Raw genomic sequence first — 18,203 nt, 5'->3', positions numbered from 1 at the left:
GGAAGGTGGTGGGGAGAGGCTATATAGAAATGGGTGCCATTTTCAAAACGATGCCCCCTGGCCGGCCCGGCCGCGCGGAACGGCGCGGCCGGGCCGGCGTCGACGGTTACCAGGACGACTTGGTCACCCCGGGCAGGAAGCCCGCGTGCGCCTGCTGCCGGGTCCGTACGCGGGAGAGTCCGAACGTGCGCAGATAACCCCGGGGGCGTCCGTCCACGCTGTCGCGGTTCCGCACCCGGGTGGCGCTGGCGTCGCGCGGCTGGCGGCGCAACTCGGCCTGGGCGGCCTCCCGTTCCGCCGGGGTGGTGGACGGGCGGCGGATGATCTCCTTCAGCTCGGCCCGCCGGGCGGCGTACCGCTCGACGACCTCCTTGCGCCGCTCGTTCCGCGCGATCTTGCTCTTCTTCGCCATCAGACCTTCCCTCCCTGCGCCCGGATCCGGGCCACGGCGGCCTCGACGCCGATCGCGTCCACCGTCTTGATCGCCCTGGCGCTCAGGGTGAGGCGGACGTGGCGCCCCTCGCTGGGCAGCCAGTAGCGCTTGCGCTGGATGTTCGGGTCGAAGCGGCGCGAGGTGCGCCGGTGCGAGTGGGAGACGGCGTTGCCGAATCCCGGCTTGGCGCCGGTCAGTTGGCAGTGGGCGGGCATCGGTGGGTCACCTCTCGGGGGGTGGGGGTGTGGCTGGACGGTTTTCGATAATGAAAACCGTTGTCATATACTAGCCCCATGGCACGCAACGAGATCCGCCCCGTCATCAAGCTCCGCTCCACCGCGGGCACCGGGTTCACCTATGTGACCCGCAAGAACCGCCGCAACGACCCCGACCGCATGGTGCTGCGCAAGTACGACCCCGTCGCCCGCCGGCACGTCGACTTCCGCGAAGAGCGCTGAGCCCGCCCCGTCCCCCCAGCACTGAAAGGCCCCGCCATGAAGCCCGGCATCCACCCCGCCTACGGCCCCGTCGTCTTCCGCGACTCCGCCTCCGGCACCGCTTTCCTCACCCGGTCCACCATGACCAGCGACAAGACGATCGACTGGGAGGACGGCCACACCTATCCGCTCGTCGACGTCGAGATCTCCTCGGCGAGCCACCCCTTCTACACCGGCACCGCCCGCGTCCTCGACACCGCCGGCCGCGTCGAGCGCTTCGAGCGCCGCTACGGAGCCCGCTGATGGAGCACGTGTGCGAACTCCCCGTCGTGATCGTCGCCGGGCTCCACGCGGAGGCCCGCAAGGAGGTCGTCGACCGCCTCCTGCGGGCCGTCCCGGGGAGCGTGGCGCTCCACCACGACCTCGCCTCGGCCCCCGACGGCACCGTGCTCCGGCTCGTCCGGGACGCCTCGGGACCCGTCTCGCACGGCGAGACGCCGCTGGTCAACGACTGCGCGTGCTGCGCGCTGCGCGAGGACCTCGTCCCCGAGCTGGAACGCCTGGCGGACGACGGCCTCACCCGTCTCGCGGTGGTCGAGCTGTGGGACTCGGTCGAGCCCAAGGCCATGGCCGAGGTCATCGCCGCACACGGCGGGGACCGCCTGGCCGTGACGGGCGTGATCACCGCCGTGGACCCGGCGCTCGTCCTGCCCTACCTCGCCAACGGCGACGACCTCGCGGAGGCGGGGCTCGCCGCCGCCCCCACCGATCAGCGGACCGTCGGCGACACCTGGGCCCGCCAGCTGGAGTACGCCCCCGTCCTCGCCGTGGTCGACAGCGCGGAGGCGGACGACGAGGACCACGCCCTCCTCGCCCAGCTGCACCCCACCGCCCGCCGCGTACCGGCCGCCTCGGCCGACCTCGCCCGGGCCGCGTTCGCGGGCTTCGACGTCGAGGCCGCGGCCGCCGCCCAGCACCCCGCGTGCGCGCTCCTGCCCCAGGAGGCCGACGAGGCCGGCGTGACCACCTTCGTCTGGCACCGGCGGCGGCCGTTCCACCCCGGACGGCTCTACGAGGCCCTGGAGGACCTGTGCTGCGCGGCGGCCCGCAGCCGGGGCCGGTTCTGGCTCGCCGACCGCCCGGACACGCTGCTCGCCTGGGACGCGGCCGGCGGGGCGCTGTGCGTGGAGAGCGCCGGGCCCTGGCTCGCCTCGCTGCCGGACGCGGCCTGGGAGATGGTCCCGCCCGTGCGCCGGGCGGCCGCCGCGCTCGACTGGCACGCCGAGCACGGCGACTGCTGCCAGCACCTCGTCTTCACCTCGCCCGGCCTGGACCGGGACGGTCTCGAACGGCTCCTCGACTCCTGCCTGCTCACCGACGCGGAGTACGCGTCGGGGCCGGAGGCCTGGAAGCGCCTGCCCGCGGCCTTCGCCCCTCTTCTCGACGCCGCCTGACCCCGTCGCACGACACGTCCACCGAAGGAGAAACCCCCGTGGCCCGACGCTCCGAGCCCCGCAAGCCCGCCAAGTCCCGCCCCAACCCGCTGGACGCGGCCGGGATCACGTACATCGACTACAAGGACACCGACCTGCTCCGCAGGTTCCTCTCCGACCGGGGCAAGATCCGCAGCCGGCGCGTCACCCGCGTGACCGCCCAGCAGCAGCGGGCCCTCGCCGCCGCGATCAAGAACGCCCGCGAGATGGCCCTCCTGCCGTACGCGAGCCGCTGACGCCCGTCGCGGCCGGACCCGCTCACCCCCCGGCGGGGAAGCGGTCCGGCGCGAGCGTGGTGAGCAGGGAGTCCAGGGCGAGTTCGGTCGACACGGCCATGTCGACCGAGTCGGGGTCGAGCAGCCACTGGACCTGGAGGCCGTCCATGACGGCGATGATCGCGCTCGCGGCCGGCTCGACGCGGGCGTCGTCGTCGGCGAGGCCGCCCGCCTCGCGCAGCGCGTCGGCCACGAAGGCGCGCAGCCCGGTGTAGCGGTCGCGGAAGTAGGACTGCGCGGGATGGTCGTCGGTGACCGACTCGGCCGAGAGCACCGCGTACAGGCGCACGATGCCCTCGCGCTCGGCGTTGCGGGCGGCGGTGTCGACGAGGTGGCGCAGGAACTCCGTCCCGCGCGGCCGGTCGGGCCCGAGCTGCTCGATGTCGGACTGGTCGCGGAGTTCCAGGACGCTGGTGAGCAGCTGGGCCTTGGTCCGGAAGTAGTGCAGGACCCCGGCCTGGGTGAGTCCGGCGCGGTCGGCGATCGCCTGGAGCGGCGCGTTGTGGTAGCCGCGGGCGGCGAACGTGTCCATCGCGATGTGCAGGATGTCCTGCCGGCGCTGCTTGGCCTCCGGGCTGCGGGGCGTGCGGGGCGGACGCTTCGTCTTGCCTACCGGGTGGTTGCTCACGCGCGCCAGCATAGGTGTCCCCGGAGGTGTGTGGGCCACATCACTTACTAAGTACTTAGCGGGTGTGCTTTCATGTGGCCGTCATCACGACGACGCGCCGTCGTCGCCACCGCACGCCGCCACACGCCGTCGCCGCCACACGCCGTCGTCACGACGACCTGCCGTCGTCACGGCCGGAGGGAATCCCATGTCTGCCCCGTCGCCCGTACGTCCCGCCTCCCCGGCCCGGCCGGAGGCGGCGGACGAGAGCCGCTGGGCCGCGCTGATCGGGGACCTCGACCTGACAGCCAAGGTGCGGCTGCTGACCGGGGCGTCCCTGTGGACGCTGCACGGGGAGCCGCGCCTCGGACTCCACCCCGTGACCACGTCCGACGGACCGCAGGGCGTCCGGGGGACCGGCGGCGTGCCCGGCGAGACGGGCCTCCTCGCCCCCGCCCCGAGCGCCACCGGCGCCACCTGGGACACGGAGCTCGCCGAGCGCCTCGGACGCGTCTTCGCCGCCGAGGCCCGCCGGAAGAACGTGGACGTCGTCCTGGCCCCGCTGGTCAACCTCCAGCGCACCCCGGTCGCCGGCCGCCACTTCGAATGCCTCGCGGAGGACCCCCTCCTGTCCGGCGCGCTCGGCGCCGCGCTCGTGCGGGGCCTCCAGGACGAGGGCGTCGCCGCCTGCCTGAAGCACTTCGTCGCGAACGACTCCGAGACGGACCGGACCCGCTACCGCGCCAGGATCGACCCCCGTACCCTCCGCGAGGTCTACCTCGCCCCGTTCGAGCGGATCCTCGCCGAGACCGGACCGTGGAGCGTGATGGGCGCGTACTCGGGCCTGGACGACGGCACCGAGTCCGCGCCGGTCCTCGAACACCGGCGGATCCTGCGGGGCGTGCTGAAGGACGAGTGGGGCTACGACGGGGCCGTGATCAGCGACTGGGCCGCCACCCGGACGACCGCCGCCACCGCCCTCGCCGGCCTCGACCTGGTGATGCCCGGACCCGACGGCCCCTGGGGCGACGCCCTCGTCGAGGCCGTCCGCCGGGGCGAGGTGGACGAGGCGCTCGTGGACGACAAGGTCCTGCGGCTGATGCGGCTCGCCGCCCGCGTCGGCAAGCTCACCGAGCCCTGGACGCCCGGCGGGCAGCCCCCGCCGCTCCCGGCCGCGCCCGCGCCCGCACCGGTCGGCGAGGCGGACTTCGCCGTACTGCGCGAGGTCCTCACCCGGGGCACCGTCCTGCTGCGCGACGAGCGGGCCCTGCTGCCCCTGGACGCGCACCGGCTGGGCAGCGTGGCGCTGATCGGGCCGAACGCCGTCGAGCCGTACCTCCAGGGCGGCGGCAGCGCCTACGTCCCCGCCGTCCGCACGGTCGGATACGCCGAGGGGCTGCGGGCCGCCCTGCCGGACGGGGTCGGCCTGACCGTGCACCGAGGCGGCTCGTCCCGGCGGCACGCCCCCTTCGTCGACCCCGCCCTCCTCACCGGGATGCGCGCCGTGTACCTGGACGGGAACGGCACGCCGCTGGGCGAGGAGGTCCGCCGCACCGGCGACTGGGGGGCCTTCGGCGTACCGGACGGAACCGCCGACGTGGTCCTCACCGGCCGCGTCACCCTCGCCGAACCGGGCGACCACCTCCTGGAGTTCGGCTGCGCCGGACGCTTCACGGTCGCCCTCGACGGCACGCCGGTCCACACCGGCGAGGACGACCGGGGCGTCGAACTGATCCTGGAGTCGAGCCACCACCACCCGGCGACCCACCGCCACACCGTCCGCGTGGATGCCGACCCGGTCCGCCTGGACCTGAGGATCGACCTCCGGGTCGTCGACGCCGACGGCTACGGCCGCTTCGTCACCGCCCACGTGCGCCACCGGCCGCCCGGCCCGGGCGTCGAGGACGAGATCGCCGAGGCCGTCGCGGCGGCCCGCGCGGCCGACGTCGCCGTGGTGGTCGTCGGTACGAACGAGGAGGTCGAGTCCGAGGGCTGGGACCGCCCCGACCTGGAGCTGACCCCGCAGCAGCACCGGCTCGTGCGCGCGGTCGCCGCGGCCAACCCCCGTACCGTGGTGGTCGTCAACGCCGGAGCGCCGGTCCTGCTGCCCTGGGCCGACGAGGTCCCCGCCCTGCTCTGGGCGTGGCTGCCCGGCCAGGAGGCGGGACACGCCCTGGCCGACGTCCTGTTCGGCCGGGCCGAACCCTCCGGCCGCCTGCCGTGGACCCTGCCCGCCCGCGCCGGGGACGTCCCGGTCCCCGACGCCGTCCCCGCCGACGGCGTCCTCGACTACCGCGAAGGGCTCCACATCGGCCACCGCGGCTACGACCGCGCCGGCACCGAGCCCGCCTTCCCCTTCGGCCACGGGCTCGGCTGGACCACCTGGTCCTACGACCGCGCCGAGGCCCTCGGACCCTCCGCCCCCGCCGGTTCCCCCGTCCTCGCGGGCGGGGACGGGCCCCGGATCGCGGTGACCCTCACGAACACCGGTCCCCGGACCGGACGGGAGGTCGTCCAGGCGTACCTGGAGGCCCCCGACGGCGCGCCCGGCGAACCCGTCCGCGTCCTGGCGGGGTTCGCCGTCGCCGAGGTCCCGGCGGGCGGCACCGCGACGGTCGTCCTGACCCTGCCCCGGCGGGTCTTCCAGACCTGGGACGAGCGGCACCGCACCTGGCGCACGCCCGCCGGACGCCGCCGCCTGCGCGTCGGCCGCTCCAGCCGCGACCTGCGGCTGACGCTCGACCTCGACCCCGCCCTCGACGCCGACTCCGATCTCGCCCCCGCCCTCGACCTCGGCTGACGCTCCCCGCCCCGCCGTTCGCCGGTCGCGGCGGGCCACGTTCCGCACGGACGCACCACCCCCTCGTGTCAGGTCACCCCCACCGAAGGAGAGCCGCACCGTGTCCCACCGAACGACCGCACGGGCCCGCGCAGCGGGCGCCGCACTCGTCCTCGCCGTCGCCTGTCTCGGCGCCGCCGGCACCGGCAGCGCCCAGGCCGCCGACCCCACCGCCCAGGTCTGGGTCACCACCCCGGACGGAGCCAGGAAGCTCGCCGCCGAGACCGTCCCCTTCACCGGCACGGTCCAGCCCGCCGACATCCGCGTCGACCCCGGCAGCAGGGGACAGAGGTTCACCGGCGCCGGCGCCTCCGTCACCGAGGCCTCCGCCCACCTCGTCCAGAGCCTGCCCGCCGACAAGCGGGCCGACCTGATGAAGTCGCTCTTCTCCCCGGGCGAGGGCATCGGGCTGAACTACCTCCGCCAGCCGCTGGGCAGCACCGACTTCAACTCCGGCGGCTTCTACACGTACGAGGACACCAAGGGCTCCTTCTCGATCGCCCGCGACCAGGAGAAGATCATCCCGGTCGTCAAGCAGGCGACCGCCCTCAACCCCTCGATCCGCTTCATGGGTTCGCCCTGGTCGCCGCCCGCCTGGATGAAGACCGGCAACTCGCTCAACGGCGGCAGCCTGAGGGCCGACCAGTACCAGGCGTACGCCGACTACCTGGTCAAGGCGATCAAGGCGTACGGGCAGCAGGGCATCGTGCTCACCGACCTCACGGTCCAGAACGAGCCCGAGTTCGCGACCAGTTACCCCTCCATGGCGATGACCTCGGCCGAACAGGCCGCGTTCCTCAAGGTCCTCGACCGGACCCTCACCGCCGACGGGCTGCCGACCAACGTCCTCGCCTACGACCACAACTGGGACCACCCGAACTACCCGCTGGAGGTCTTCGGCGCCACGCAGGGGATCCAGCGCGTCATCGGAGCGGCCTTCCACTGCTACGGCGGAGCCCCCGCCGCCCAGCAGCAGGTCGTCGACGCCGGGAAGCGCGTCTTCTTCACCGAGTGCTCCGGCACCGACAGCGCCGACCCGGCCGCCACCTTCGGCGACACCCTGCGCTGGCACGCCGAGAACCTCGTCGTGCAGAACATGCGCAACGGCGGCGAGACCGTCGTCAACTGGAACCTCGCCCTCGACCGCAACGGCGGCCCCCACCAGGGCCACTGCACCACCCGCTGCAACGGCGTCGTCGAGATCGCGAACGGCACCGTCACCCGCAACGCCGAGTACTACGTCCTCGGCCACGTCAGCAAGTTCGTCAAGCCCGGCGCCACCCGGATCGGCTCCACCAGTCAGGGCGCCGGAGGCGTGCGGAACGTCGCCTTCCAGAACCCCGACGGCTCCTTCGCCGCCTACGTCGTCAACACCTCCGGGAGCGCACAGCGCTTCTCCCTGACCGAGGGCGGCAAGACCCTCGCGTACACCCTCCCGGCCGGGGCCGTGGCGACCGTCGTCTGGACCGGCGGCGGCAGCACCCCCGGCGGCCCGGTCGACCCGGCCGCCTGGTACCGCGTCGCGAACGCCCACAGCGGCGCCTGCCTGGACGCCGCCGACTGGGGCACCGCCGACGGCACCGCCCTCCAGCAGTGGAGCTGCGGCACGGGCGCCAACCAGAAGTGGCAGTTCCGCCCCACGAGCGACGGCTACTACCAGGTCGTCAACCAGTTCAACTCCCGCTCCTGGGACGTCGACGGCGGCCCCGGCGCCACCGCCGCCGGCGTCAGGGTCCACCTGTGGAGCTACGTGGGCGGCACCAACCAGCAGTGGCGCCCCGAGGCCACCGGCACCGCCGGCCAGTACCGCTTCATCGCCCGCCACAGCGCCAAGTGCCTCGCCGTCGACGACGCCTCGACCGCCGACGGGGCCCGGCTGTCCCAGCGGAACTGCGACGGTTCGGCCGCCCAGAGGTTCGCCCTGACGGGCTGACCCCCTCCGGAACCACCGCTCCTTTCCTCGTTTCCCCGTCCCCGGAACCGGCCGTGGCGAGAAACTGTCCCTGTGGAGGAGGGGCGCCGCGGCGCGGGGGAGGGGACGGGGATGAGCGCATGGGTGGTCCCGGGGTACACGGAGACCCGGGAACTGGGGGCGGGTGCCGGCGGTCGCGTGGTGCTGGCCGCGCACGACGCGACCGGAACGCCGGTGGCCGTGAAGTACCTGGGGGAGCGGCTGCGCTCGGACCGGGCGTTCGTCCGCGCCTTCCGGTCCGAGGCCCGGCTGCTCGGCGCCCTGGACACCCCGTACGTCGTGGGGTTCTACGAGTACGTCGAGGCGCCGGAGGGCGCGGCCATCGTGATGGAGCTGGTGGACGGCGTCGCGCTGCGCGCCCTCCTCGCCCGGGAGGGCTCGACCGGCCCCGAGGCCGCCCTCGTGGTGCTCAAGGGCTCCCTCCTGGGCCTGGCCGCCGCCCACCGGGCGGGCGTCGTGCACCGCGACTACAAGCCCGAGAACGTCCTGGTCGCCGCCGACGGCTCGTCCAAGCTGGTCGACTTCGGCATCGCGACCGGCCGCGACGGCAGCCCCGGTGTCGCCGGGACGCCCGCCTACATGGCGCCCGAGCAGTGGAACGGCGCCCCCGCCTCCCCGGCGGCCGACGTCTACGCGGCGACCGCGACCTTCTTCGAGTGCCTGACCGGGCGCAAGCCCTTCACCGGCGACAACTTCGCCGAACTCGCCCTCCAGCACCTGGAGGCACCCGTCCCCGACGCGGAGGCGCCGGAGCCGCTGCGCCCGCTCATCCGCCGGGGCCTCGCCAAGGCCCCGCACGAACGGCCGGAGAACGCGGACGCGTTCGTGGGCGAACTGGAGTCGGCCGCCACGGCCGCGTACGGCCCGGACTGGGAGGAGCGGGGCCGGGGCCGCCTCGCGGCCCTCGCCGCACTCCTGCCGCTGTTCTTCCCCTCCTCCGGCGGTACGGCCCAGGGCGCGACCGCGCTCGCCACGACCACCCTGCCCCGGCCGCCCGCGCCGCGGCCCCGCCGCCGCTTCCCCCGGGGGCTGCCCGCCGGGGCGGCCGCGCTCGTCCTGGCCCTGCTGCTCGCCCTCGCCGCGCGGGCCGGGGGAGGGGAGCCGGGCGGGGACCGGGCCGCGCAGGCCTTCGCGACGACGGACACCGCGTCGAGCGCGCCCCCGCCGGATCCGGGTGCGTCCCCCTCTCCCTCCCTCTCCTCCGCACCCACGCCGACGGACCCCGAACCCTCCGGCACGCCGGACACGCCCTCGCCGACGGACGGCACACCGACCGCGACGGCCACCTCCACGGTTCCGGCCACGCCCACCGACCCGACCGACCCGACCCCTCCGGCCACGGAACCTCCGTCGACGCCGCCGTCCACGCCTCCCACCACCCCGCCGACCACGCCCCCGACGACGCCGCCCGTCTCCGTGACGGCCGTCTCCGTCACGAGCCTGCGGCAGACCGGGCCCGTGACCGCCGAGGCCACCGTCGAGATCACGACCGACGGCACGGGACCGGTGACGCTCCTCGTCGAGTGGTCCACCGGCGACGAGAAGGGGTCGCCCGGCGCGCCGGACGGCTCCGAGACCTTCCGGCGCGAGGGAGACACCCGCTACGTCCTCACGCTCCCGCACGCCTTCCAGGGCTCCGGGTGCTACTGGGGAGCGCGCGTCACCACCGACCCGGCCGCCGGGAACGGCGGTTCCCTCCAGCAGGTCTTCGTCCGGAGGTGCGTGATCACGTGAACGACGACGACTACAGCGCCACCGAACTCGGCAGCCACTGGTTCCAGGGCCCCGACCCGGAGCCCGACCGGCGGGAGGGCGAAGTCCTGCGCTTCGGGCCGGGGGTGACCGCGGCCGCCGCCCGCCGCGCCGGGAACACCCCCACGGCGGTCGAGATCTGGCACGGCACCCTCCCCGGCACCCCGCCGCCGCGCCCGGCCCGCCCCCGGCGGCCACGCCGCTACGCGCTCGCCGCGCTGGTCCTCGTCGCCGTCCTGGCCTTCCTCGCGTGGCGGGAGTACGGCCCCCGGGCGGCGGTGCGGGACGTCGCGGTCACCGCCCCCGGGCCGCTCGGCTGCGACGGCACGGCGGACGTCGTGGGCGTCGTGCGCACCGACGGCCGGCCCGGCACCCTGACGTACCACTGGGAGCGCAGCGACGGGACCCGGTCGGCACCCCTGCACGAGACCCTGGCCCGGGGACAGGAGGAGGCCCGGCTCCACCTCCTCTGGACCTTCCACGGGCCCGGCACCCACCGGGCGGTCGCGCGCCTGGTGATCACGTCGCCCGCCGCCCGCACGGCCGAGGGGACCTTCACGTACCGCTGCGGGTGAGCGCGCCCTTGCGGGCGGCGGCTCCTCCCCGCGCGGCGGCCCTTCCCCGCACGGCCGCCGCGAGAACGCCGTCCGCCTCACCCCGGCCGGCACCGACCCGGCGCCGCGCGGATATCGTCGGCCCCGCGAGGCGCGGACGTCCGAACCCGGCCGCCGCCCCGCGCTCCCCCGTCACCCGAAAGGCATCCCCATGACCCAGCAGGCATCCTCCCCCGACGTGCGCCGGGTGGACGCCCGGCACCGCTACGAGATCCTCGTCGACGGCGAGCGCGCCGGCCTGACCGCCTACCGCGACCACGACGACCGGCGGGTCTTCTTCCACACCGAGGTCGACGACGCCTACGCCGGGCAGGGCCTGGCCGGGATCCTCGTCGAACGGGCCCTCGACGACGTGCGCGCCTCCGGCCTGCGCTTCGTTCCCGTCTGCCCGTACGTGGCGAAGTTCCTGAAGAAGCACGAAGAGTTCGCCGACCTCGCCGACCCGGTCACCCCCGAGGTCCTCCAGTGGCTGGACGCCCGGCTGGGACGCTGACCCCGACCGTTGGCCGACACGCGAACAGATGGCGCGAAAACCTGTGTTCGGGTCGGTAAACCCCGTTCGGATCAAGATCACTGCATGGAGGTAAAGGCCCCGTTCTCATGGGGCGAGGCGGGTGCGACGGCCGTTACTGTTCCCCCGGATCCGGGCGAACAGCCGGGTCTTCGCACCCCGTTTCTCCTTTCGGTGGTGTGCCGCGCCCCGGCGCCGGTCACCGCCTTCGTGGAAGAGAGCTCGCCCGATGACCGTTGACGACCGCCCGGACGTGCGGCCCGAGCCGCCCAGGCAGTCCAGTCTGAGCACCTCGGCCGCCCGCAGGCTCGCCCACACGGCCAAGTCCGCCCCGCAGATGCAGGAGATCACCTCCCGCTGGCTGCTGCGGATGCTCCCCTGGGTGGACGTCAAGGGCGGCGCCTACCGGGTGAACCGCCGCCTCAGCCACACCGTCGGCGACGGTCGCGTCGAATTCGTCCAGGACGGCGCCCGCGTCCGGGTCATCCCGCGCGAGCTCGGCGAACTGGCCCTGCTGCGCGGCTTCGACGACGAGCAGGTCCTGACCGCGCTCGCCGCCCGCTGCGTCCAACGCGACTTCCGCGCCGGAGAGGTGCTGGTCCGGCGCGGCGAGCCCGCCGAGGGGATCCACCTGATCGCCCACGGCCGGATCACCCAGACCTCCGCCGGCAAGTACGGCGGCGAGGACCCCGTCGCCGTCCTCGCCGACGGCGACCACTTCGGCGAGAGCGCCCTCCTCGACGCCGACGCCGGCTGGGACCGCACCGCCACAGCCGAGACCTCCGGCACCCTGCTCACCCTCGCCCGCGCCGACTTCGCCGCCGTCCTCGCCTCGGCGCCCGGACTCCAGGAGCACGTACGGGAGTTCGACTCCCGGGCGGACCGGCCGCGGAACAAGTACGGCGAGGCCGCGATCCCGATGTCGTCCGGGCACACGGGCGAGGTCGCGCTGCCGGGCGCCTTCGTCGACTACGAACCCGCGCCGCGCGAGTACGAACTCTCCGTCGCCCAGACCGTCCTCAAGGTCCACACCCGCGTCGCCGACCTCTACAACGGCCCGATGCACCAGACCGAGGAACAGCTCAGGCTCACCGTCGAGGCGCTGCGCGAGCGCCAGGAGCACGAGCTGATCAACCACCGCGAGTTCGGCCTGCTCCACAACGCCGACTTCAAGCAGCGGATCCAGCCGCACTCCGGCCCGCCCACCCCGGACGACCTCGACGAACTGCTCTGCCGCCGCCGGGGCACCAAGCTCTTCCTCGCCCACCCCCGGACGATCGCGGCGATCGGACGCGAACTCAACGCCCGGGGCATCTACCCGGACCACGTCGACCTCGAAGGAGAGCGGGTCCAGGCCTGGCGCGGGGTCCCGATCCTGCCCTGCGACAAGATCCCCGTCAGCGCGGAGAACACCAGCTCGATCCTCGCCATGCGCCTCGGCGAGGACAACCAGGGCGTCGTCGGCCTGCGCCAGACCGGCCTGCCGGAGGAGTACGAACCGGGCCTCTCGGTCCGCTTCACGGGCCTCGACGAGAAGGCGATCGCCTCCTACCTGGTCACCACCTACTACTCCGCCGCCGTCCTGGTGCCCAACGCGCTCGGCGTCCTGGAGAACGTACAGATCGCCCGCAGGCGCTAGCGCCCGGACGCCTCTCCCGCTCAGCAGCCCCCTCAGCACATCCCGTTCAGCACGGCCCGGAGTCCCCGGGCCGGGCGGGCGCGCCCGGAAACGGGCGGCCCGCCCACCCCTCCAAGGAGTCACGGATGCCCGAACCCGGGCCTTCACCCCTGCGGTCGGGCCTGCCCACCGCCGCCTCCCACGCCCTCACCCTGCCGACCGCCCCCACCGTCCCCGCCGCTCCCGAGGCCGCTCCGGCCGCCCCGCCCCGGCCCGACCTCGAACGGATCCTGCGCGGACCCAGCGGCCTGGGCACGGCGGGCCTCTCCCTGGTCCCGCGCGCGGAGCCCCCCGCACCCCCCGCCGCCGAAGGACCGCCGGAGGAGCGGGCGGAGGAGCAGCCGGAGGGCCGTCCGATCCCCGGCCTCTACTTCCACCCGGTGCCGGAGCCCGACCCCGCGCGCGTGGCGGAGGTCAGCCGCCGGATCAAGGAGTGGGCGGTGGACGAGGTCGACCTGTTCCCCGACGACTGGGAAGGGCAGTTCGACGGCTTCCTCGTCGGCCGCTACATGGTCGCCTGCCACCCCGACGCCCCGACCGTCGACCACCTGATGGTCGCCACCCGGCTGATGGTCGCCGAGAACGCGGTCGACGACTGCTACTGCGAGGACCACGGCGGTTCCCCCGTCGGCCTCGGCGGCCGTCTCCTGCTCGCCCACACCGCCCTCGACCCGCTGCACACGACGGCGGCCTACCAGCCGCAGTGGGCGGAGTCGCTCCACGCGGACGCCCCCCGGCGCGCGTACCGCTCCGCCATGGAGTACTTCGTCCGGCAGGCCACCCCCTCCCAGGCCGACCGCTACCGGCACGACATGGCCCGGCTCCACCTCGGCTACCTCGCCGAGGCCGCCTGGACCGAGACGGACCACCTGCCGGAGGTGTGGGAGTACCTCGCGATGCGGCAGTTCAACAACTTCCGCCCCTGCCCCACCATCACCGACACCGTCGGCGGCTACGAACTTCCCGCCGACCTGCACGCCCGGCCGGACATGCAACGGGTCCTGGCGCTCGCCGGCAACGCCAGCACCATCGTCAACGACCTGTACTCGTACACCAAGGAACTCGCGAGTCCCGGCCGCCACCTGAACCTGCCCGTGGTGCTCGCCGAGCGCGAGTCCCTCTCCGAGAAGGACGCCTACCTGAAGGCGATCGAGGTCCACAACGACCTCATGCGCGACTTCGAGGCCGAGGCGGCCGCCCTGGCCGCCGCCTGTCCCGTCCCGAGCGTGCTGCGCTTCCTGCGCGGCGTGGCCGTGTGGGTCGACGGCAACCACCACTGGCACCGGACCAACACCTACCGCTACAGCCTGCCCGACTTCTGGTAAGAAACGGAAACCTCAGTGACCAGCACCGACACGACCACCACCGCCGCGTTCGTCCCCGGCCCCGCGACCCCCTACCAGGGCGACATCGCGCGCTACTGGAACGCCGAGGCCCGGCCCGTGAACCTGCGCCTCGGCGACGTCGACGGGCTCTACCACCACCACTACGGCGTCGGCGACGTCGACCACGCCGCCCTCGGGGACCCGCAGGACGCCGCGTACGAGAAGAGGCTCATCGCCGAGCTGCACCGCCTGGAGTCGGCGCAGACCGACGTCCTCCTCGACCACCTCGGGGACGTCGGGCCCGGGGACACGCTCGTCGACGCCGGCTGCGGCCGGGGCGGTTCGAGCGTCATGGCCCACCAGCGCTTCGGCTGCAAGGTCGAGGGCGTCACCCTCTCCTCCGCGCAGGCCGAGTTCGGCAACCGGCGCGCCAGGGAACTGGGCATCGAGGACCACGTCCGCGCCCGCGTCTGCAACATGCTCGACACCCCCTTCGAGAAGGGCTCCGTCACCGCCTCGTGGAACAACGAGTCGAGCATGTACGTCGACCTGGACGACCTCTTCGCCGAGCACTCCCGGTTCCTGAAGGTCGGCGGCCGGTACGTCACCGTCACCGGCTGCTGGAACCCGAAGTACGGCCAGCCGTCGAAGTGGGTCTCGCAGATCAACGCGCACTTCGAGTGCAACATCCACTCCCGCCGCGAGTACCTGCGCGCGATGGCCGACAACCGGCTCGTCCCGCAGGCCGTCGTCGACCTGACCCCGGCGACCCTGCCCTACTGGGAGCTGCGGGCCACGTCGTCCCTGGTCACCGGCATCGAGGAGGCGTTCATCGAGTCGTACAAGGACGGCTCCTTCCAGTACGTCCTGATCGCGGCCGACCGGGTCTGAACCGGACCGGCGCGCAAGAACCCGCCGGGGGCGACGGGACCGACCTCCTACGGTCCCGTCGCCCCCGGCGGCCCGTCGAACGGCCCGTGGGACCGGCACGGGGCTCGTGGCCCCGCACCGGTCCCACGGACGTCGGCCGGGCAGGTCGTGCCCGGCGGGTCTCGGTACCGGTTCAGGACCGGTTCAGGACCGGTTCAGGACCGGTTCAGGGCTCCGCCGGTGTTCTGGCCGATCCACTGCCGGTGGGCGGTCACGTCGGTGTAGATGGTGGCGTTGCCGGTGCCGCAGGTGCTGCCGTTCTGACCGGCGCGGCTGGTGGCGCCGACCAGTTGCCAGCGGCCGGAGCCGCCGATCAGGGCGGGGCCGCCGGAGTCCCCGTAGCAGGCGGTGGCCTGCGGGGTGCCGTACACGCACAGTTCGTTGGCGCCGTTGAAGCCCGCCGCGCACATCCGGTCGGGGTTGATCCGGGTGTCCAGCTGCTTCAGGTAGCGGGGCGGCTGCTGCGGGCATCCCTGCTGGGGACAGGTCTGGCCCCAGCCGAGCAGGCGCGTCGAGGTGCCCTCGGACGGGGAGGCGGAGGCGAGGGAGACCGGCTGGTTCTGCACCGGGGTGCGCAGCTGCAGCAGGGCGATGTCGTTGCCGCCGGAGACGTCACCGGTGTAGCGGGGGTGGCGGATGACCCGCTGGACCGCCGCGGAGGTGCCCTGGGTGTGGTCGGTCGAGCCGATGCGCAGCTGGATCTGCTGGGCCGGGGTCTGGCCGCCCTGCCGGGCGGTGACGCAGTGGGCGGCGGTGACGACCCACTGCGGGGCGATCAGGGAGCCGCCGCAGCCGTGCCGGCCCTGCTGCTGGAGGGAGACCATGAACGAGTAGGTCTCGCTCGCCTGGCCGCCGCCGACGATCGGCCGGACACCGGTCGAGGCGGGTACGCCGGTGGGAGCGGACACGGCGGCGGGTTCGGGAGCGGGCGCGGCGTGCGCGAGGGTGGCGGGGGCGGTCAGACCGGCGCTGCCGAGCAGCAGAGTCGTGAGCAGACCGCGTATGAGGGCGCGAGGAGACACGGGGTTCCTCCGGGGGGAGTGGGGGAGGGGCCGGCCCCGATGCTCGGTGCCAGCCCCGTCGGATGAACCCACTATGGAAATCCGGTGGCTTCCCCGGTAATCCCATCCCGTTCTAAGGTCCGCCTATGGGCCTGGAGTTGCGGCAGCTGCGGGTGGTCAAGGCCATCGCCGACGAGGGCGGTCTGACGGCCGCGGCGCGACGGCTGGGCATGGCCCAGCCGTCGGTCTCCCAGGCCCTGGCCCGGGCCGAACGGGCCGTGGGAGGAGCGCTGTTCCTGCGCGGTGCGGGAGGGGCGGTGGCCACCCCGCTGGGCGAGGTGGTCGTCGGGCACGCGCGCACCGTGCTGGACGCCGTGGAGCGGATGACCGCGGCGGCGGCCCGGCACCGGGAGGACCACTGGCCGGCGGCGGTGCGGATCGGCTGCGCGCCGGGACTGCTGGTGGCCCATCTGTCGGTGGCCGTGCCCCTGGTGGCCGGCAGCGACGTGCAGATCACCACCGCCACCGGTGCCGCCGGGCACGTCGCGGCGCTGGCCGCCGGGCGCACCGAGGCCGCCCTGGTCACCCACTTCCCCGCGCCCGGGACGGCGGAGCGGCCGGTGGCGGAGGCCCACGGGGAGGGGGCGCTGCGCGGGGCGGTCGTCGCCGTGGAGCCGCTGTTCGTGGGCGTCTCCGCCCGGCACCGTCTCGCCGCGCGCCCGGAGGTCGACCTCGCCGAGCTGGCCGGCGAGCGGTGGTGCCTGCCGCCCGGGGCCGACGACGGCCTGGGCGCCCGCCTCGCGGAGGCCTGCCGGCGGGCCGGTCACCCGGCGGCGGTGCGCGCCACCGCGTACGCGACGGCCCTGGCGCTCGTACGGGAGGGCCGTGCGGTCCTCCCGATGATGCCGGGCAGCCGGACCGGCCCCGGCCTCGTGCTGCTGCCGCTGCGCGGCGAACCCCTCACCATGGCGACGGTGCTCTACTGGCGCTCGGGCGGGCCGCTGTCCGAGGAGTGGATACGGAGCCTGTGGGAGCACCTGGCGCGGGCCCAGCGGGACATCATCGAGGCGGCGCCCGCGTACCGCGCCTGGCTGGCCGACCGTCCGCACTGGCGCACCACGCCCCCCGGTCCGGCGGCCTTCCACCGGCCGTGCGGGTGAGGGGCGGCACTCACCCCAGGTACGGGCGCCGCCGAGGGACGGACGCTGCCGGGGTAGGGACACCGCCCTGGTACGGACGGGGTACGTACGCCGCCGAGGTACGTACGCCGACCCAAAGCTCAGCCGTCGGGCGCGGCCGAACCGAGCCAGCCCGGGTTGCGCTCCCACCACCCCGGTACCCGCCCGGCGTGCGGCAGGGCCTCGCGGTAGGCGTCCAGCAGCCCCGTGCGCAGCCGGCCGGCGAACTCCTCGTCGACCGGTCCTTCGTCCCGGCGCCACAGCAGCACGTGCCGGGTGCGGACCGGGCTGCCCCGCAGCTCCCTGACCACCCCGGGGACCGCGAGTCCGCTGCCCAGCGCGTTCATGGCCGTGACCACCGGCCCCCCGCGCCGCATGAGCTGCACCAGGAGCAGGGGCTCGACGGTACGGGTCACCATGGTCGGGTGGCCGGCGAGGCGGCACTGCTCCATCAGGTGCCGGTCGAACTCGTCGTCGCCGTTGACCGCGACCAGCCAGGTGGTCCCGGCCAGTTCCGCCAGGTCGATCTCGGCGCGCCCGACGAGCGGATGGCCCTCGGGCAGCCCGACGAAGAGGGGTTCGGTCCCCAGCACGGTCATCCGCACCCCGGCGGGCGGGACGATCGGACGGCCGGGGAAGTCCGTGTGCAGCACCACGTCCACATCTCCCCGGACCAGCGCGGCGACCGCCTCGGCCGAGCGGTCGAGGACCGCCAGCTCGGCGACGTCGCCGGGGAAGAGGCGGGACGCCACCTCGTACATCAGGAGGGCGAGCGGCGTCGTCCGCACCCCCAGCCGCAGCGGGCGCCCGCGGGCCGAGGCCCGGTGTCCCTCGACCGCGCGGGCCAGCTCGTCCAGGCCGCGCAGCACCTCCCGCGCGTACGGCAGCAGGAGTTCGCCCAGGGGCGTGGCGCGCGTGCCGGAAGGGCCCCGTTCGAAGACGGCGCCGCCCACCACGGCCTCGATGCGGCGCAGTTGCGCGCTGAGCGCCGGCTGGGACAGCCCCATGAGGTGCGCCGCCCTGTTGAGGCTGCCGGCCGCCGCCACCGCCTCCAGGCACCGAAGGTGCCGCGCCTCCAGATCCATGCCAGGAGTATGGGCGCGGCACCCGCCCCGGACCAGGCCCGTGCCCGCCCGGCGGGCACGGGCCTGGTCCGGG

18 protein-coding genes are annotated in these 18,203 nt (G+C 74.5%); 13 read left to right on the top strand and 5 right to left on the bottom strand.

Going from position 1 to position 18,203, the window contains the following annotated elements; all coding sequences use genetic code 11:
* Window positions 1-106: 106 nt before the first annotated feature.
* Both rpsN and rpmB read right to left on the bottom strand, forming a co-directional pair.
* Complete coding sequence (gene rpsN / locus ACIQD7_RS01320; protein WP_402438391.1) at window positions 107-412, bottom strand: 30S ribosomal protein S14; 306 nt, start codon at window positions 410-412, stop codon at window positions 107-109.
* Complete coding sequence (gene rpmB / locus ACIQD7_RS01315) at window positions 412-648, bottom strand: 50S ribosomal protein L28 (RefSeq protein WP_402438389.1); 237 nt, start codon at window positions 646-648, stop codon at window positions 412-414. Before rpmB ends, rpsN begins: the two co-directional genes overlap by 1 nt.
* A gap of 78 nt (window positions 649-726) precedes the next feature.
* On the opposite strand from rpmB, the gene rpmG reads away from it, so the two are divergent.
* From rpmG to rpsR, 4 genes are read left to right on the top strand one after another with little or no spacing between them, the layout of a single operon-like run.
* Complete coding sequence (gene rpmG, locus ACIQD7_RS01310; RefSeq protein ID WP_030493469.1) at window positions 727-891, top strand: 50S ribosomal protein L33; 165 nt, start codon at window positions 727-729, stop codon at window positions 889-891.
* A 36-nt stretch (window positions 892-927) separates the two neighbouring features.
* Window positions 928-1,173 (top strand): type B 50S ribosomal protein L31, encoded by a 246-nt coding sequence (locus ACIQD7_RS01305; RefSeq protein WP_121830053.1) that lies wholly within the window; start codon window positions 928-930, stop codon window positions 1,171-1,173.
* Window positions 1,173-2,324, top strand: coding sequence for a CobW family GTP-binding protein (locus tag ACIQD7_RS01300; RefSeq protein WP_402438384.1), 1,152 nt, complete (start codon window positions 1,173-1,175; stop codon window positions 2,322-2,324). Before ACIQD7_RS01305 ends, ACIQD7_RS01300 begins: the two co-directional genes overlap by 1 nt.
* A 38-nt stretch (window positions 2,325-2,362) precedes the next feature.
* Window positions 2,363-2,599, top strand: a complete 237-nt coding sequence (gene rpsR, locus ACIQD7_RS01295) for a 30S ribosomal protein S18 (protein WP_161374151.1) — start codon at window positions 2,363-2,365, stop codon at window positions 2,597-2,599.
* Between the two features lie 22 nt (window positions 2,600-2,621).
* On the opposite strand, the gene ACIQD7_RS01290 is transcribed toward rpsR, so the two are convergent.
* Window positions 2,622-3,185: a TetR/AcrR family transcriptional regulator gene (locus ACIQD7_RS01290; protein ID WP_343308442.1), complete on the bottom strand. Its 564-nt coding sequence runs from the start codon at window positions 3,183-3,185 to the stop codon at window positions 2,622-2,624.
* Window positions 3,186-3,453: 268 nt separating this feature from the next.
* Here ACIQD7_RS01290 and ACIQD7_RS01285 point away from each other — a divergent pair, with 268 nt between their 5' ends.
* The 8 genes from ACIQD7_RS01285 to ACIQD7_RS01250 all read left to right on the top strand — a co-directional run bounded on the left by ACIQD7_RS01285 (window position 3,454) and on the right by ACIQD7_RS01250 (window position 14,827).
* Window positions 3,454-6,045 carry a beta-glucosidase gene (locus ACIQD7_RS01285; protein WP_402438381.1) on the top strand — a complete coding sequence of 864 codons (2,592 nt, stop codon included), beginning with the start codon at window positions 3,454-3,456 and terminating at the stop codon, window positions 6,043-6,045.
* A gap of 100 nt (window positions 6,046-6,145) precedes the next feature.
* Window positions 6,146-8,017 carry an RICIN domain-containing protein gene (locus ACIQD7_RS01280; protein WP_402438378.1) on the top strand — a complete coding sequence of 624 codons (1,872 nt, stop codon included), beginning with the start codon at window positions 6,146-6,148 and terminating at the stop codon, window positions 8,015-8,017.
* A gap of 111 nt (window positions 8,018-8,128) precedes the next feature.
* Window positions 8,129-9,790: a serine/threonine-protein kinase gene (locus tag ACIQD7_RS01275; protein ID WP_402438375.1), complete on the top strand. Its 1,662-nt coding sequence runs from the start codon at window positions 8,129-8,131 to the stop codon at window positions 9,788-9,790.
* Entirely contained in the window at window positions 9,787-10,383 is a 597-nt protein-coding gene (locus ACIQD7_RS01270; RefSeq protein ID WP_402438372.1) for a hypothetical protein, read from the top strand. Before ACIQD7_RS01275 ends, ACIQD7_RS01270 begins: the two co-directional genes overlap by 4 nt.
* A gap of 190 nt (window positions 10,384-10,573) precedes the next feature.
* A complete protein-coding gene (locus ACIQD7_RS01265) occupies window positions 10,574-10,915 on the top strand; it encodes a GNAT family N-acetyltransferase (RefSeq protein ID WP_402438369.1) in 342 nt (113 codons plus the stop codon).
* Window positions 10,916-11,162: 247 nt separating this feature from the next.
* Window positions 11,163-12,572 carry a family 2B encapsulin nanocompartment shell protein gene (locus tag ACIQD7_RS01260; RefSeq protein WP_402438366.1) on the top strand — a complete coding sequence of 470 codons (1,410 nt, stop codon included), beginning with the start codon at window positions 11,163-11,165 and terminating at the stop codon, window positions 12,570-12,572.
* A gap of 125 nt (window positions 12,573-12,697) precedes the next feature.
* Window positions 12,698-13,936: a family 2 encapsulin nanocompartment cargo protein terpene cyclase gene (locus ACIQD7_RS01255; protein WP_402438363.1), complete on the top strand. Its 1,239-nt coding sequence runs from the start codon at window positions 12,698-12,700 to the stop codon at window positions 13,934-13,936.
* Window positions 13,937-13,951: 15 nt separating this feature from the next.
* Window positions 13,952-14,827: a geranyl diphosphate 2-C-methyltransferase gene (locus ACIQD7_RS01250; protein WP_402438360.1), complete on the top strand. Its 876-nt coding sequence runs from the start codon at window positions 13,952-13,954 to the stop codon at window positions 14,825-14,827.
* A gap of 194 nt (window positions 14,828-15,021) precedes the next feature.
* Here ACIQD7_RS01250 and ACIQD7_RS01245 read toward each other — a convergent pair whose 3' ends face one another.
* Window positions 15,022-15,888, bottom strand: coding sequence for a S1 family peptidase (locus ACIQD7_RS01245; RefSeq protein ID WP_402438357.1), 867 nt, complete (start codon window positions 15,886-15,888; stop codon window positions 15,022-15,024).
* Between the two features lie 125 nt (window positions 15,889-16,013).
* Here ACIQD7_RS01245 and ACIQD7_RS01240 point away from each other — a divergent pair, with 125 nt between their 5' ends.
* Window positions 16,014-17,027, top strand: coding sequence for a LysR family transcriptional regulator (locus tag ACIQD7_RS01240; RefSeq protein WP_402438354.1), 1,014 nt, complete (start codon window positions 16,014-16,016; stop codon window positions 17,025-17,027).
* Window positions 17,028-17,146: 119 nt separating this feature from the next.
* Here the strand turns inward: ACIQD7_RS01240 and ACIQD7_RS01235 are convergent, their stop codons facing one another.
* Complete coding sequence (locus ACIQD7_RS01235) at window positions 17,147-18,130, bottom strand: LysR family transcriptional regulator (protein ID WP_402438351.1); 984 nt, start codon at window positions 18,128-18,130, stop codon at window positions 17,147-17,149.
* Window positions 18,131-18,203: the final 73 nt, after the last annotated feature.

Source organism: Streptomyces sp. NPDC093071 (genome assembly GCF_044754545.1).
Taxonomy (GTDB): Bacteria; Actinomycetota; Actinomycetes; order Streptomycetales; family Streptomycetaceae; genus Streptomyces.
This window is presented reverse-complemented; position numbering and strand designations above follow the sequence as displayed.